Origin of the sequence: Streptomyces sp. NPDC058291, from assembly GCF_042880855.1 — a bacterium.
Classification (GTDB): Bacteria; Actinomycetota; Actinomycetes; order Streptomycetales; family Streptomycetaceae; genus Streptomyces.
In genome coordinates this window covers 1-14,212 of sequence record NZ_JBHVYK010000050.1, presented here as the reverse complement: position 1 = coordinate 14,212, position 14,212 = coordinate 1, and the positions used below count along the sequence as shown (strand labels likewise).

At 71.5% G+C, this 14,212-nt stretch carries 14 protein-coding genes; 11 read left to right on the top strand and 3 right to left on the bottom strand.

From position 1 onward, the window contains the following. Positions 1 to 9 precede the first annotated feature (9 nt). The 8 genes from ACFVYK_RS23855 to ACFVYK_RS23820 all read left to right on the top strand — a co-directional run bounded on the left by ACFVYK_RS23855 (position 10) and on the right by ACFVYK_RS23820 (position 8,094). On the top strand, positions 10 to 1,068 hold the full coding sequence (locus ACFVYK_RS23855; RefSeq protein ID WP_389777374.1) for a BMP family protein: 1,059 nt from the start codon (positions 10 to 12) through the stop codon (positions 1,066 to 1,068). A 167-nt stretch (positions 1,069 to 1,235) separates the two neighbouring features. After that, entirely contained in the window at positions 1,236 to 2,795 is a 1,560-nt protein-coding gene (locus tag ACFVYK_RS23850; RefSeq protein WP_389777462.1) for an ABC transporter ATP-binding protein, read from the top strand. Continuing rightward, positions 2,792 to 3,919 carry an ABC transporter permease gene (locus ACFVYK_RS23845; protein WP_389777371.1) on the top strand — a complete coding sequence of 376 codons (1,128 nt, stop codon included), beginning with the start codon at positions 2,792 to 2,794 and terminating at the stop codon, positions 3,917 to 3,919. The genes ACFVYK_RS23850 and ACFVYK_RS23845 overlap by 4 nt, the downstream gene beginning before the upstream one ends. Beyond that, positions 3,919 to 5,205, top strand: coding sequence for an ABC transporter permease (locus ACFVYK_RS23840; RefSeq protein ID WP_389777369.1), 1,287 nt, complete (start codon positions 3,919 to 3,921; stop codon positions 5,203 to 5,205). The genes ACFVYK_RS23845 and ACFVYK_RS23840 overlap by 1 nt, the downstream gene beginning before the upstream one ends. Next, positions 5,202 to 5,603, top strand: a complete 402-nt coding sequence (locus ACFVYK_RS23835) for a cytidine deaminase (RefSeq protein ID WP_389777366.1) — start codon at positions 5,202 to 5,204, stop codon at positions 5,601 to 5,603. Before ACFVYK_RS23840 ends, ACFVYK_RS23835 begins: the two co-directional genes overlap by 4 nt. Positions 5,604 to 5,688: 85 nt before the next feature. Next, on the top strand, positions 5,689 to 6,972 hold the full coding sequence (locus tag ACFVYK_RS23830; protein ID WP_389777363.1) for a thymidine phosphorylase: 1,284 nt from the start codon (positions 5,689 to 5,691) through the stop codon (positions 6,970 to 6,972). A 131-nt stretch (positions 6,973 to 7,103) separates the two neighbouring features. Beyond that, positions 7,104 to 7,688, top strand: a complete 585-nt coding sequence (locus ACFVYK_RS23825; RefSeq protein ID WP_389777360.1) for a Uma2 family endonuclease — start codon at positions 7,104 to 7,106, stop codon at positions 7,686 to 7,688. A gap of 52 nt (positions 7,689 to 7,740) precedes the next feature. Then, entirely contained in the window at positions 7,741 to 8,094 is a 354-nt protein-coding gene (locus tag ACFVYK_RS23820; protein ID WP_389777358.1) for an STAS domain-containing protein, read from the top strand. On the opposite strand, the gene ACFVYK_RS23815 is transcribed toward ACFVYK_RS23820, so the two are convergent. Next, the gene (locus ACFVYK_RS23815) at positions 7,978 to 8,994 is read right to left on the bottom strand and encodes a sigma-70 family RNA polymerase sigma factor (RefSeq protein ID WP_389777355.1); all 1,017 of its coding nucleotides are present in this window, start codon (positions 8,992 to 8,994) and stop codon (positions 7,978 to 7,980) included. The genes ACFVYK_RS23820 and ACFVYK_RS23815 overlap by 117 nt on opposite strands. A gap of 184 nt (positions 8,995 to 9,178) precedes the next feature. Next, positions 9,179 to 10,498, bottom strand: a complete 1,320-nt coding sequence (locus ACFVYK_RS23810; protein WP_389777352.1) for an MFS transporter — start codon at positions 10,496 to 10,498, stop codon at positions 9,179 to 9,181. Between the two features lie 63 nt (positions 10,499 to 10,561). On the opposite strand from ACFVYK_RS23810, the gene ACFVYK_RS23805 reads away from it, so the two are divergent. Continuing rightward, positions 10,562 to 11,524, top strand: a complete 963-nt coding sequence (locus ACFVYK_RS23805; protein WP_389777349.1) for a LysR substrate-binding domain-containing protein — start codon at positions 10,562 to 10,564, stop codon at positions 11,522 to 11,524. An 18-nt stretch (positions 11,525 to 11,542) separates the two neighbouring features. On the opposite strand, the gene ACFVYK_RS23800 is transcribed toward ACFVYK_RS23805, so the two are convergent. Further along, the gene (locus tag ACFVYK_RS23800; protein ID WP_389777346.1) at positions 11,543 to 12,304 is read right to left on the bottom strand and encodes a prolyl oligopeptidase family serine peptidase; all 762 of its coding nucleotides are present in this window, start codon (positions 12,302 to 12,304) and stop codon (positions 11,543 to 11,545) included. 112 nt (positions 12,305 to 12,416) lie between these two features. Here ACFVYK_RS23800 and ACFVYK_RS23795 point away from each other — a divergent pair, with 112 nt between their 5' ends. Next, entirely contained in the window at positions 12,417 to 13,580 is a 1,164-nt protein-coding gene (locus tag ACFVYK_RS23795; RefSeq protein ID WP_389777344.1) for an adenosine deaminase, read from the top strand. A gap of 139 nt (positions 13,581 to 13,719) precedes the next feature. Beyond that, positions 13,720 to 14,073: an ATP-binding protein gene (locus tag ACFVYK_RS23790; protein ID WP_389777341.1), complete on the top strand. Its 354-nt coding sequence runs from the start codon at positions 13,720 to 13,722 to the stop codon at positions 14,071 to 14,073. Positions 14,074 to 14,212: the final 139 nt, after the last annotated feature.

Below are 14,212 nucleotides of genomic sequence, written 5' to 3'. Positions count from 1 at the left end.
AGCCTTCCCGTGCGCCGGGTAGCCAAGCTTTCCGCTGCGTGTATCGCTACCGCAGCTCTCGCACTGACTGCCACAGCATGTGGCAGCACCTCTTCCGACAGCGACAGCTCGTCCTCCGCCTCCGCGGGCAGCGGCTCGGGCGTCAAGATCGGTCTCGCCTTCGACGTCGGCGGCCGTGGTGACCGTTCCTTCAACGACTCCGCCGCGCGCGGCGCCGACAAGGCCAAGTCCGAGTTCGGCGGCTCGACCAAGGAGCTGACCGCCAAGAACTCCGACACCGAGGCCGACCGCGAGCAGCGTCTGACGGACCTCGCCCAGGCCGGCTACAACCCCGTCGTCGGCGTCGGCTTCTCCTACGCCGCCTCGATGGCCAAGGTCGCCGCGAAGTTCCCGAAGGTCAGCTTCGGCATCGTCGACTCGGTGGTGGACGCCAAGAACGTCGACAGCATCACCTTCACCGAGGAGCAGGGTTCCTACCTGGCCGGTGTCGCCGCGGCGCTGAAGACGAAGAAGGACCACGTCGGCTTCGTCGGCGGTGTCGACACCCCGCTGATCAAGAAGTTCGAGGCGGGCTACGCCCAGGGCGTCAAGGACACCAAGCCGAAGGTCAAGGTCGACGTCCAGTACCTGACCCACGGCTCCGACCTGTCCGGCTTCTCCAGCCCCGACAAGGGCAAGGAGGCCGCGTCCGGCATGCTCGACAACGGCGCCGACGTCATCTACACGGCGGCCGGCTCCTCCGGCAACGGCGCCATCGAGGCCGTGGCCGGCGCCAAGGGCGCCTGGGCCATCGGCGTGGACTCGGACCAGTACAACATCCCGGGCCTGGCCAAGTACAAGAACGCGATCCTGACCTCGATGGTCAAGAACGTCGACGTCGGCGTGTACGACTTCATCAAGTCCGTCCACGACGGCAAGCCGCTGACGGGCCAGAACAACTACACCCTCGCGAAGAACGGTGTCTCGCTCGCCACCAGCGGTGGCTTCATCGACGACATCAAGACCCAGCTGGACGCGGCGAAGAAGAAGATCGTCGACGGCACCATCACGGTCAAGACCACCCCGTGATCTGACGGTCCACCCGGACCCCGGCTCGACGAGGGGGGTGTACGAGAACCCCCCTCGTCGAGCCATAACAATGTGTCAACTCTACGCGTGTAGCATGGAGTTGCCGCGCTAGCGTCGCCGACGCCTGCCCTCCCCACGCAGCCCCTTTTCCCCGAGGAGAGTGCGCCATCAACGCGTCCAGCCCTCCCGCTGCCGTCGAACTGCGCGGCATCACCAAGCGCTTCCCCGGCGTCGTCGCCAACCGCGACATCGACATCACCGTGCGCACGGGCACCGTCCACGCCCTGTGCGGTGAGAACGGCGCCGGCAAGTCCACCCTGATGAAGATCCTCTACGGCATGCAGCAGCCGGACGAGGGCACCATCACGGTGAACGGCGAGCGCGTCGCCTTCGGCAACCCCGCCGACGCCATCGCCCGCGGCATCGGCATGGTGCACCAGCACTTCATGCTCGCCGACAACCTCACCGTCCTGGAGAACGTGGTCCTCGGCGCGGAGAAGCTCCACGGCATCGGCGCCAAGGCCCGCGCCAAGATCCGGGAGATCTCCGACGCCTACGGGCTGAACGTCCGGCCCGACGTGCTGCTGGAGGAACTCGGCGTCGCCGACCGCCAGCGCGTGGAGATCCTCAAGGTCCTCTACCGCGGCGCGAAGACGCTCATCCTCGACGAGCCCACCGCCGTCCTCGTGCCCCAGGAGGTCGACGCCCTCTTCGACAACCTGCGCGAGCTGAAGGCCGAGGGCCTCACGGTCATCTTCATCTCCCACAAGCTGGGCGAGGTGCTGTCCGTCGCCGACGAGATCACCGTCATCCGGCGCGGCACCACGGTCGGCACGGTCGAGCCGGCGGGCACCACCCCCAAGCAGCTCGCAGAGCTGATGGTCGGCAGCGAACTGCCCACGCCGGAGACGGAGGAGTCCACGGTCACCGACGTCCCGCTGCTGACGCTGGACGGGCTGCACCTGACCCAGACGGACCTCGACGGCGTCGAGCGGATCATCCTCGACGAGATCTCCTTCACCATCCACAAGGGCGAGGTCCTCGGCATCGCCGGCGTGGAGGGCAACGGCCAGTCCGAGCTGGTCGAGGCGATCATGGGCATCCGCGACCCGGACGCCGGCGTCATCACCCTCGACGGCGCCGACATCTCGCACACCCCCACCCGCCGCCGCCGCGAGGCCGGCGTCGGCTACATCCCCGAGGACCGGCACCGCCACGGCCTGCTCCTCGAAGCGCCGCTGTGGGAGAACCGCATCCTCGGCCATGTCACCGAGAAGCCCAACTCCCGCGGCCAGCTGCTCGACATCAAGGCCGCCCGCACCGACACCGACCGCATCGTCCAGGCGTACGACGTCCGCACGCCCGGCATCGACGTGACCGCCGCCTCCCTCTCCGGCGGCAACCAGCAGAAGCTGATCGTCGGCCGCGAGATGAGCCACGCGCCCAAGCTCCTCATCGCCGCCCACCCCACCCGCGGTGTGGACGTCGGCGCGCAGGCCGCGATCTGGGACCACATCCGCGAGGCCCGCCGTGAGGGCCTGGCCGTGCTGCTGATCTCCGCCGACCTGGACGAGCTCATCGGGCTCTCCGACACCCTGCGGGTGATGTACCGCGGCCGGCTGGTCGCCGACGCCGACCCCGCCACGATCACCCCCGAGGAGCTGGGCTCCGCCATGACGGGCGCGGCCAGCGGCCACCTGGAGCACACAGAGGACGACGCCCGATGAACAAGCTGACCAAGCGGATCGACAAGGAGCGGCTGCTCCTCGGCATCGCGGCGCCGCTGCTGGCGCTCGTCGCCGCGATCGTCGTCACGACCCTGGTGATCCTGGCCACCGGCAAGAACCCGGGCGCCGCCTTCAGCGACATGCTGACCTACGGCTCCGCCAGCGACAGCCAGGTCTACATCCTCAACAAGGCGACGACGTACTACCTGGCAGGCGTCGCGGTGGCCATCGGCTTCCGCATGAACCTGTTCAACATCGGCGTCGACGGCCAGTACCGGCTCGCCGCGTTCTTCGCCGCCGTCCTCGGCGGCGCGCTTACCACGCCCGGCTGGATCTCCATCCCGCTGATCATCCTGTGCGCCATGGCGACCGGCGCCGTGTGGGCGGGCATCGCCGGCGTCCTCAAGGTGACCCGCGGGGTCAGCGAGGTCATCTCGACGATCATGCTCAACGCGATCGCCACCGCGCTCATCGCCTTCCTGCTGCAGCCCGGAAAGCTCGCCGAGCTGCAGAGCGGCGGCACGGTCATCTCCACCAAGCCGCTGGCGAAGTCCTCGTACTTCTTCAGCATCGACACCGGCCCGGCCGGCGTGCTGTGGGGCTTCGTCGTCATCGCCGTGCTCGTCGGCGTCGCGTACTGGTTCGTGCTCGGCCGCACCCGGTTCGGCTTCGACCTGCGCACGGTCGGCCAGTCCGAGAGCGCCGCCGCCGCGAGCGGCGTCTCCGTCAAGAAGATGATCGCCACCAGCATGGTCATCTCCGGCGCGGTGGCCGGTCTGATCGGCATGCCGACCCTGCTCAACGACAGCCACCAGTTCAGCAACGACTTCCCGTCCGGCATCGGCTTCACGGGCATCGCCATCGCCCTGCTCGGCCGCAACAACCCGGTCGGCATCGCGCTCGGCGCGCTGCTCTGGGGCTTCCTGGAGCGCACGACCAACCACCTCGAGTTCGAGGGGTACGACAAGGAGATCCTCGGCGTCATCCAGGGCGTCATCGTCCTGTGCGTCGTCATCGCCTACGAGCTCGTCCGCCGCTACGGCCTCAAGCGTCAGCAGCAGCGCGTCGGCGCCGAGCTCGCCGCCCAGGCCGCTGCCACGACCCAGAAGCAGGAGGTGGCGTGATGACTGCCACGATGACCGACACGCCGCCCCCCGCGGCGCCCAAGGCCGACGCCCGGGACGGCCGGTCGGGCCGTTCGGTCGGCCAGATCCTCATGATCGTCGCCGGCGCGCTGCTGCTCGTCGCCGCGGTCCGGGTCGCCACCGGGGCCAACCAGCTCACCTCCGACGGCCAGGTCTCCGCCGCCCTCGGCCTGGCCGTGCCCATCGGCCTCGCCGGTCTGGCGGGTCTGTGGTCCGAGCGGTCCGGCGTGGTCAACATCGGCCTCGAGGGCATGATGATCCTCGGCACCTTCGGCGCCGGCTGGATCGGCTGGCAGTCCAACCCCTGGCTCGGCCTGCTGTGCGGCATCGGCTTCGGCGTCCTCGGCGGTCTGGTGCACGCCGTCGCGACCATCACCTTCGGCGTCGACCACATCGTCTCCGGTGTCGCCGTCAACCTGCTCGCGCTCGGCACCACCCAGTACCTCGCCAAGATCTTCTTCTCGGAGGGCAAGCCGGCCGAGGCCGGCGGCAACCCCAAGCAGTCCCCGCCCGTGGAGGCGCTGCCCGACATCAGCGTCCCCGGTCTCTCGGACGCCCTGCAGTCCCTCGAGAACCACCACTGGTTCCTGATCTCCGACCTCGCGGGCATCCTCGGCGGACTGGTCACCCACCTGTCCGTGGTGACGCTCTTCGCCATCCTGCTCTTCGTGGGCAGCTGGTGGCTGCTGTGGCGCACCCCGTTCGGCCTGCGGCTGCGCTCCTGCGGTGAGAACCCGGTCGCCGCGGAGTCCCTCGGCGTCAACGTCTACAAGTACAAGTACGCGGCCGTGGCGGTCTCCGGCGGCCTCGCCGGCCTCGGCGGCGCGTTCCTCGCCCTGGTCACCTCCCACACCTACCTGGAGGGCCAGACCGGCGGCCGCGGATACATCGGCCTCGCGGCCATGATCTTCGGCAACTGGCGTCCCGGCGGGCTGGCGATGGGCGCGGGCCTGTTCGGCTACTCCGACGCGCTGCAGCTGCGCAACGGCGGCGAGACCGTCCACGCGCTGCTGCTCCTGCTGGTCGTGCTGCTCGCCGGACTGGCCGGCTGGAAGCTGTACCGCAAGGCGCACTGGCAGGGCGGCACCTGCCTCATCGTGGCCGCGCTCGTCCTGCTCTGGTACCTGTTCACCGACGAGGTCCCCAGCGACTTCGTGGGCGCCACCCCGTACGTCGTCACGCTGCTGGTGCTGTCGCTGTCCGCACAGCGGCTGCGCATGCCGAAAGCCGACGGCATGCGCTACCGGAAGGGCCAGGGCAAGTGACCCCGCGGCCCGGCGTCGACTGGGCGGCGCTGCGCGAGCTGGCCCGCGAGGCCATGTCCCACGCGTACGCCCCCTACTCGGGCTACCCCGTCGGGGTCGCCGCCCTGGTCGACGACGGCCGCACGGTCTCCGGCTGCAACGTCGAGAACGCCTCCTACGGGCTCGGCCTGTGCGCCGAGTGCGGGCTGGTCTCGGAGCTGCAGCGGACCGGCGGCGGCCGGCTGACGCACTTCACGTGCGTCGACGGCCGGGGCGAGATCCTCGTCCCGTGCGGCCGCTGCCGGCAGCTCCTGCACGAGTTCGGGGGCCCCGACCTGCTCCTGGAGACCCCGGCGGGCATCCTGCCGCTGTCCGAGATGCTGCCCCAGGCCTTCGGTCCGGACCATCTCACCAAGTAATTCCCGTGCGGCCCCTCTGCGTTGCTCACGCGACACGCTCAGAGGGGCCGTGCGGCTTCTGGAACCCTCGGAAGGAAGCCAAGTCATGGCCATGGACGCCATCTCCGTCATCCGCACCAAGCGGGACCGCGGCGAGCTCAGCGACGAGCAGATCGACTGGGTCATCGACGCGTACACCCGCGGGGAGGTCGCCGACGAGCAGATGTCCGCGCTCGCGATGGCCATCCTCCTCAACGGCATGAACCGCCGTGAGATCGCCCGTTGGACCGCCGCGATGATCGCCTCCGGCGAGCGCATGGAGTTCTCCTCGCTGTCCCGCCCGACGGCCGACAAGCACTCCACGGGCGGTGTCGGGGACAAGATCACCCTCCCCCTGGCCCCCCTGGTGGCGGCCTGCGGCGCGGCGGTCCCGCAGCTCTCCGGCCGGGGTCTCGGCCACACCGGCGGCACGCTGGACAAGCTGGAGGCGATCCCCGGCTGGCGCGCCCTGCTCTCCAACGAGGAGATGCTGTCCGTGCTGGACGGCACGGGCGCGGTGATCTGCGCGGCGGGCGACGGCCTGGCCCCGGCCGACAAGAAGCTCTACGCGCTGCGCGACGTGACCGGCACGGTGGAGGCGATCCCGCTGATCGCCTCGTCGATCATGTCGAAGAAGATCGCGGAGGGCACGGGCTCGCTGGTCCTGGACGTGAAGGTCGGCACCGGCGCCTTCATGAAGACCATCGAGGACGCCCGTGAGCTCGCCTCGACGATGGTCGGCCTGGGCACCGACCACGGCGTGAAGACGGTCGCGCTGCTGACGGACATGAGCACCCCCCTCGGTCTGACCGCGGGCAACGCGCTGGAGGTCCGCGAGTCGGTCGAGGTCCTGGCCGGCGGCGGTCCCGCGGACGTCGTGGAGCTCACCCTCGCCCTGGCCCGCGAGATGCTGGACGCGGCGGGCGTGAAGGACGCCGACCCGGCGAAGGCCCTGGCCGACGGCTCGGCCATGGACGTGTGGCGCCGCATGATCGCGGCCCAGGGCGGCGACCCCGACGCGCCGCTGCCCACGTCGAAGGAACAGCACGTGATCAAGGCCCCGTCGACGGGCGTCCTGACCCGCCTCGACGCCTACGACATCGGCGTCGCCGCCTGGCGGCTCGGCGCGGGGCGCGCCCGCAAGGAGGACCCGGTGCAGGCGGGCGCGGGCGTGGAACTGCACGCCAAGCCGGGCGACACGGTCACGGCCGGCCAGCCGCTGCTCACCCTGCACACCGACACCCCGGAGCGCTTCGCGTACGCGCTCCAGGCGGTCGAGGGCTCGTACGACGTCAGCGCCCCCGGAACGGCGTTCACCGCCTCCCCCGTCGTGCTGGAACGTATCGCCTGACCTGGCCTGACCTGACCCGCGGCCGGAGGCCGCTGGTGTCACAGCCCCCTTGCGGGTGAACGGGATCGGTGGACCGCCGCCGGTCCCGTTCGGCATGCTGGACTCGGTGACGCACCGACAAGGAGACCGCCATGAGCGCACTCACCGTGGGCCACGACCCCGAGCAGAGCTGGGACGACCTCGTCCGGTTCTGGGAGGAGATGGAATGGCCCGAGGGCAGCAAGGTGGAGATCATCGAGGGGATCGTCACCGTGTCACCTGCTCCCGCGTACCGCCACAACGTGATCGCTGAACGCATTCAGCGTCGTCTGTATTCGGTCGTCCCCGATGACTGGGGGATCTTCCAGACGCTGGCCCTCGCCGTGCCGTCCCGTCTGGGCATGCTCATCCCGGATCTCGTCGTGGCCCCGGTCCGGGAGCACACGGAGGCGGACACGCACATCCCGGCCGCACTGGCCGAGCTCGTCGTCGAGGTCACGTCCAAGTCCAACGCCCGGCACGACCGCATCAGCAAGCCCGCCGCCTACGCCTCCGCGGGCATCCCGTTCTACCTCCTCGTCGACCGCTGGGCCCCCGAAGGCCCCAGCGCGACGCTCTACGGAGAACCGAAGGGCGACGTCCACCGCCTACTGAGCACCGCGAAGTTCGGCGAGGCTCTCAAGCTCCCCGCGCCCTTCGACCTCGTCATCGACACCGGTGAGTTCCCCGCCGAGTAGGTCGCCCCGGCCCTTCCCGATGAGTTGAGGCGTCGCGCACGGTCTACCGATCGTGGAAGCGACGACACCCCCCGTGCTCACCCTGACCGGCCCGGTCGCCCGAGAACAGGCGACCGGGCTCGGCGACGCCGTGTTCGCACTGCTGGCCGACGCCGACGCCCGGGTCGTCGTCTGCGACGTCGCCGGGATCGGGCCGCCGGGGCTGGCCGCCGTCGAGCTGCTGGCGCGGCTTCAGCTGGCCGCCCGGCGGGCCGGCGGGCGGATACGGCTGCGCGCCCCCGATCCCGCGCTACGCGCCCTGCTCCGTCTCGTCGGGCTCCCCGTCGAGGTGGAGGGGGAGGCCGAAGAGGGGGAACCAGCGCTGGGTGTCGAGGTAGAAGTGGAACCCGGTGAGGCGGCCCTCTGAGATCTCCAGGACCTGGATCGCCCAGGGGGTGTGACCGCCCTTCTCCGGGTCCGGCTTGTACTGGGCGAAGCCCGGCAGGCCGTTGACCTGGACCGGCAGCAGCCGTGAGCCCTCGCAGGCGGAGCCGAACGTGGTCATGAAGCCGGCGATGTCGGCATGGCCGGTCAGCCACAGGTCGAACGGCGGCATCGTCATGACGGCGTCCTCGTGCAGCAGGGCCGTCAGCGCCGTCATGTCATAGCCCTCGAAGGCCGCCACATAGCGTTCGAGGAGCTTGCGCTGCTCCTCGTCCAGCGGGTCCGACACCGCCGCGTCCGCGCCGGAGGCCTTCTGCTCGGACAGGGTCGCCCGCGCCCGCTGCAGCGCGCTGTTGACCGAGGCGACCGAGGTGTCGAGCAGTTCGGCGACCTCGCTCGCCCGCCACGCCAGGACCTCCCGCAGGATCAGCACGGCCCGCTGCTTCGGCGGGAGCTGCTGCAGCGCGGCCATGAACGCCAGCCGCACCGACTCCTTGGCGACCGCCGCCTCGGCCGGGTCCTGCACCGTGGGCAGCACTCGGGCGTCGGGCATCGGCTCCAGCCAGGTGGTGTCGGGACGGGGGGAGAGCGCGGCCTGGGCGAGGGGGGTGGGGCCGGAGAGATCCATCGGACGGGCCCGCTTGTTGCCGGCGTTCAGCATGTCCAGACAGACGTTCGTGGCGATCCGGTACAGCCAGGAGCGCAGGCTGGAGCGGCCCTCGAACTTGTCGTAGCTCCGCCAGGCGCGCACCAGGGTGTCCTGCACCGCGTCCTCCGCCTCGAAGGAGGAGCCGAGCATGCGGTAGCAGTAGCCGGTCAGTTCCGTCCGGTGCTTCTCCAGTGCGACGTCGAGGTCCGTCGTCGTCGCCGTGCTGTTGCCCATCGTCCACCCACCCCTGTGGCCGTCCTGTCACGCGTCTTCGCGCCCAGCACCTCGGAAGCTACCGCAGCCCACTGACAATGGCCTGCCGAGTCGATGAAAGCGCAGGTGGAAGGGGGTGCGCCGACCCGGTCGCACCGCATGAAAAGCCCCCCGCCCGGACGGGGCGGGGGGATCGGCCCGGAGGTCAGCGAGCGGCCACCAGCGTGTCCCGCCGTGCGGCGACCCGCGCCGCGCGGGTCCCGAGGGCGGTGATCGCCACGACGCCGAGCACCGCCAGGACGCCCACGCCGACCGTGCCGCTCCAGCCGCTCGCGTGGAAGGCCGTCGCCCCCACCGTGGAGCCGACGCTGGAGCCGACGTAGTAGGAGGACTGGTAGAGCGCGGAGGCCTGGGCGCGACCGGTCGTCGCCGTCTTGCTGACCGCCGAGGACGCCACCGCGTGCCCGGCGAAGAAGCCCGCCGTGATCAGGACCAGGCCCAGCAGGACCGGCGCCAGCGAGTCCGCCAGGGACAGCAGCAGGCCCGTGGCCGTGGTGCCGCCCGCCAGGTAGAGCGCGCCCCGGCGGCCGAGCCGGCCGACCAGCCGGCCCGCCGTCGACGCGGACACCGTGCCCACCAGGTAGACCAGGAAGATCGAGCCGACGATGCCCTGCGGCAGGGAGAACGGCGCCTCCGTCAGGCGGTAGCCGATCACCGTGTACACACCGCCGAAGACGGTCATGAACAGCGCGCCGATCGCGTAGAGCCGGCGCAGCAGCGGATCGGCCAGGTGGTCGCGGACGGTACGGGCCAGGACGCGGGGGGCCAGGGAGCCCGCCGTGAAGTGCCGCGGCGCCGGCAGCAGCAGCCGGAAGGCGACGGCGCAGGCCACCGCCAGCGCGCCGATCACGCCGACCGCGATCCGCCAGCCCCACTCCTGCGCGACCCACCCGGTGATGACCCGGCCGCTCATCCCGCCGACGCTGTTGCCCGCCACGAACAGGCCGATCGCCGTCACGAGCGCCTTGGGCCGGACCTCCTCCGCGAGGTACGCGGTCGCCGACGCCGGGAGCCCGGCCAGCGCGGCGCCCTGCACCGCCCGCAGCACGACGAGGGAGCCCAGGGAGGGGGCGAAGGGGACCAGCATCCCCACGGCCACCGCGACCGCCAGCGAGGCCGTCATCACCGTGCGGCGGCCGTAGCGCTCCGACAGGGCGCTCATCGGCAGCACGAACAGGGCCAGTCCACCGGTCGCGGCCGCCACCGTCCAGCTCGCCTGGCTCGCCGGCACCCCGAGGTCGCCGGAGATCAGCGGCAGCAGCGCCTGCGTGGAGTAGAGCAGGGCGAAGGTCGCCACTCCGGCGAGGAACAGGGCGAAGCTCATCCGGCGGTAGCCGGGGCCGCCGGGCGCCAGGCGGGAGTCGGGGGAGGGGCCGGCGGCGAGGGGGGCGGCGGTGAGGGCGGCGACGGGGGCGGACGAGGCGGCGCCCACGATCGTGGACGCCCCGGTACTGGCGGGAGACATGCCTCGAAACTACGGACGCCCCCGCTCATCCGTCCAATGCACGGAATGGCCATAATCGTTCCCATGGTGCATCAACAGAGGTCACAGGCTCGCCTGTCACCGTCCGGTGACACAGAAGACACGACGGACATGTCGAGGCTGCTGGCCCCCCGGCTCGCGTACTTCGCCGGGGTCGCCCGCACCGAGCACGTCACGCGGGCCGCCCAGGAGATGAACGTCCCGCAGTCGACGCTCTCGCGGGCCATGGTCCGCCTGGAAGAGGACCTCGGCGTCGACCTGTTCGCCCGCCGCGGCCGCACGGTCTCCCTCACCCCTGCCGGGCGCACCTTCCTCGCGTCCGTCGAGCGGGCCCTCGCCGAGGTCGAGCGGGCCGCCGACGAGGTGCGGGCCGACGCCGACCCGGCCACCGGCAAGGTCGCGTTCGGCTTCCTGCACACGATGGGCGCGGAGACCGTCCCGGGCCTGATCCACGCCTTCCGCGCGGATCACCCGCGCGTGCGGTTCAGCCTCGTCCAGAACTACGGCGAGGCGATGATCGAGCGGCTGCGGGCGGGCGAGCTGGACCTCTGCCTGACCTCCCCGGTCCCGGACGCCCCCGATCTGGTCGCCCGCCGGCTGGACGAGCAGAAGCTGCGTCTGGTCGTGCCGGCCGACCACCGCCTCGCCGCCCGCAGGAGGGTCCGCCTGGCCGAGGCCGCCGACGAGACCTTCGTGACCCTGGAGCCGGGCTACGGCCTGCGCCGCATCACCGACGATCTGTGCAAGGAGGCCGGCTTCCGGCCCCGGGTCGCCTTCGAGGGCGAGGAGGCCGAGACCCTGCGGGGGCTGGTGGCGGCCGGCCTCGGGGTGGCGCTGCTGCCGCCGCCCGCCGTGGCCCGCCCGGGGGTCGTGGAACTGACCGTGACCGCCCCGCGCGCCGCCCGCGAGATCGGCGTCGCCTGGCTGGACGGCCACCCCGACACACCGCCGGTGGCCGCGTTCAAGAAGTTCCTGCTGTCGAGGAGGGGCAACCTGCTGCCGACCTGACGGCCGACGGGGGCGCCGTCACCGGCGCAGCGACCTGCCGAACCCCGCCGCCAGCGGCATCCGCAGCCCCAGCGGCGGCGGAGCCGCCAGCGCGTCCACCACCGGCCGGGACAGCGCCCGCCCGAACAGCGTGCCCATGACGAAGTCCTCGGCCAGGGCGAGGACTTCCGCCCGGTACTGGCGCAACCCGTGGCCGTCGGCGTGCACTTCGAACCGGCACACGTCCCGGTTGGCCTTCTTCGCCCGAGCCGCGAGCCTGAACGACAGCTCCGGGTCGCAGCGTTCGTCGTGCGTGCCGTGCACGATCAGCACCCGTCGCCCCGCCAACTGCTTCACCGGTTCGGGCGGCGCCGCCAGGTCCTCCTCGGGAAGCCACGGAGCGATCGCCAGCACCGAGTCGACGGCCTGGTGGCCGGCCGCGCGCAGAGCCGCCCGCGCCCCCATGCCGACGCCGGCCAGACACACCGGTACGTCGCCGTAGCGCCGGACCACCTCGTCCGCCGCCCAGGTCGCGTCGGCCGCGAGGTGCGCCTCGCCGCCGTTCCAGCCGCGGTAGCGGTAGTGCACGGCGTGGACGGCCAGACCCTCCTGGCGGCCGGCCCGCGCGAGCTTGCGCCCGAGGCCCCGGACGGAGGCGGAGGCCCGCACGGAGGACGGTCTGCGGCTGGAGTCCTCCTCGCCGCCCGGGAGCAGCAGCACCGCCGCGCCCACCGTCGCCGGCTCCGGGCCGAGCGCCCGCCCCAGCCGGACCGTCCGAACCGGCGTCACTTCCTGTCCCATGACAGAACAGTGTCAGAAGCGCCGATGTACTCCACCCGTCCGTGCGGTCACCGTTACATATCGGCGCAGGTGTAAACGCGCCGTCTACGCGCGTAGGAGTTAGAGTGCGGCCATGACGAGCCAGAGCATCCAGGCGGGCACCGCCCCCAGCTCGGACCAGATCCGGCGGGCACCCAAGGTTCTGCTGCACGACCACCTCGACGGCGGGCTGCGTCCCGGCACGATCGTCGACCTCGCCCGGGAGACCGGCTACGGCCAACTCCCGGAGACCGACGCCGACAAGCTCGGCGTGTGGTTCCGCGAGGCCGCCGACTCCGGCTCCCTGGAACGGTACTTGGAGACGTTCTCGCACACCGTCGGCGTGATGCAGACCAGCGAGGCGCTCGTGCGGGTCGCCCGCGAGTGCGCCGAGGACCTCGCCGAGGACGGCGTCGTCTACGCCGAGGTGCGCTACGCGCCCGAGCAGCACCTCGACGGCGGACTGAGCCTCGAAGAGGTCGTCGAGGCCGTCAACGAGGGCTTCCGCGAAGGCGAACGCACGGCCCGGCACAACGGCCGCCGCATCCGCGTCGGCGCGCTGCTCACGGCCATGCGGCACGCCGCCCGCGCGCTGGAGATCGCCGAACTCGCCAACCGCTACCGGGACAACGGAGTCGTGGGCTTCGACATCGCCGGCGCGGAGGCGGGCTTCCCGCCCACCCGGCACCTCGACGCCTTCGAGTACCTCAAGCGCGAGAACAACCACTTCACCATCCACGCCGGCGAGGCCTTCGGGCTCCCGTCCATCTGGCAGGCCCTGCAGTGGTGCGGCGCCGACCGGCTCGGACACGGGGTGCGCATCATCGACGACATCGAGGTCGCCGCCGACGGGAGCGTGAAACTCGGCCGGCTCGCCTCCTACGTCCGCGACAAGCGCATCCCGTTGGAGCTGTGCCCCAGCTCCAACCTCCAGACCGGCGCCGTCGCCTCCTACGCCGAACACCCCATCGGGCTGCTGCGCCGGCTGCACTTCCGGGCCACCGTCAACACCGACAACCGTCTGATGTCCGCCACCGGCATGAGCCGCGAATTCGAGCACCTGGTCGACGCGTTCGGCTACACGCTCGACGATCTGCAGTGGTTCTCCGTCAATGCTATGAAGTCAGCATTCATTCCTTTCGATGAACGACTGGCCATGATCAATGACGTGATCAAGCCCGGCTATGCCGAGCTCAAGTCCGAATGGCTGTTCCAGCAGACCGTCTCCACCAGCGGTTCCGTCGCCGCGGAGGACTGAATCCCGGGTTTTACCGGGTGCGGAATGCGGGCGGGTGTTCACCATCCGCCCGCATTTCGATGTTTGCCGCCGACCCCTCCACGTGTTTACGGTCGAGAACCGCTCAGTTCCCCGTATCCCATCCGAGGACGCATTCATCATGAAGCAGTCTGCTGCCAAGACCCTCGGCGTCGCCGCTCTCGGCGCCGCCTTCGCCGCCGTCGGTGCGGGCGCCGCGAACGCCGCCCCCGCGGTCCCGGACGCCACCCAGGCCCTGGACGGCATCACCAAGACGCTGCCGGTGGAGAACGTGGCCCAGGCGCTGCCCGGCGCCGGGCAGGCGCTGACCCAGGCCCAGCCGGCGCTCGCCGCGGGCCTGACCGCCGTCCAGCCGGTCGCCGGGAAGGTGCTCTCCGAGGGCCCCACCGCGCCCGTCGCCGGTCTGCTCGGCGGACTGCCGCTGCAGGGCCTGCCCACGCACGGCCTGCCGGTCAACGGCATCCCGCTGGGCTGAGCGGCTCGCCCTTCGACGCGACGTGCCGTCGGGGCGCACCCGGTCCTCCCCGGGGGGCCCCGCCCGGCGGGGGGGGGGGGGGCCGGCCCCCGCCCGGGGGGGCGCCGGGTGGGCCGGCCGGGGCAGCACCCCCCCCCGC

Bases quoted from the DNA above. Each gene is read 5' to 3' on its own strand.
- ACFVYK_RS23845 (WP_389777371.1), top strand. From the start codon at position 2,792: ATGAACAAGCTGACCAAGCGGATCGACAAGGAGCGGCTGCTCCTCGGC.
- ACFVYK_RS23840 (WP_389777369.1), top strand. From the start codon at position 3,919: ATGACTGCCACGATGACCGACACGCCGCCCCCCGCGGCGCCCAAGGCC.
- ACFVYK_RS23830 (WP_389777363.1), top strand. From the start codon at position 5,689: ATGGCCATGGACGCCATCTCCGTCATCCGCACCAAGCGGGACCGCGGC.
- ACFVYK_RS23825 (WP_389777360.1), top strand. From the start codon at position 7,104: ATGAGCGCACTCACCGTGGGCCACGACCCCGAGCAGAGCTGGGACGAC.
- ACFVYK_RS23815 (WP_389777355.1), bottom strand. From the start codon at position 8,994: ATGGGCAACAGCACGGCGACGACGACGGACCTCGACGTCGCACTGGAG.
- ACFVYK_RS23810 (WP_389777352.1), bottom strand. From the start codon at position 10,498: ATGTCTCCCGCCAGTACCGGGGCGTCCACGATCGTGGGCGCCGCCTCG.
- ACFVYK_RS23805 (WP_389777349.1), top strand. From the start codon at position 10,562: ATGGTGCATCAACAGAGGTCACAGGCTCGCCTGTCACCGTCCGGTGAC.
- ACFVYK_RS23800 (WP_389777346.1), bottom strand. From the start codon at position 12,304: ATGGGACAGGAAGTGACGCCGGTTCGGACGGTCCGGCTGGGGCGGGCG.
- ACFVYK_RS23795 (WP_389777344.1), top strand. From the start codon at position 12,417: ATGACGAGCCAGAGCATCCAGGCGGGCACCGCCCCCAGCTCGGACCAG.
- ACFVYK_RS23790 (WP_389777341.1), top strand. From the start codon at position 13,720: ATGAAGCAGTCTGCTGCCAAGACCCTCGGCGTCGCCGCTCTCGGCGCC.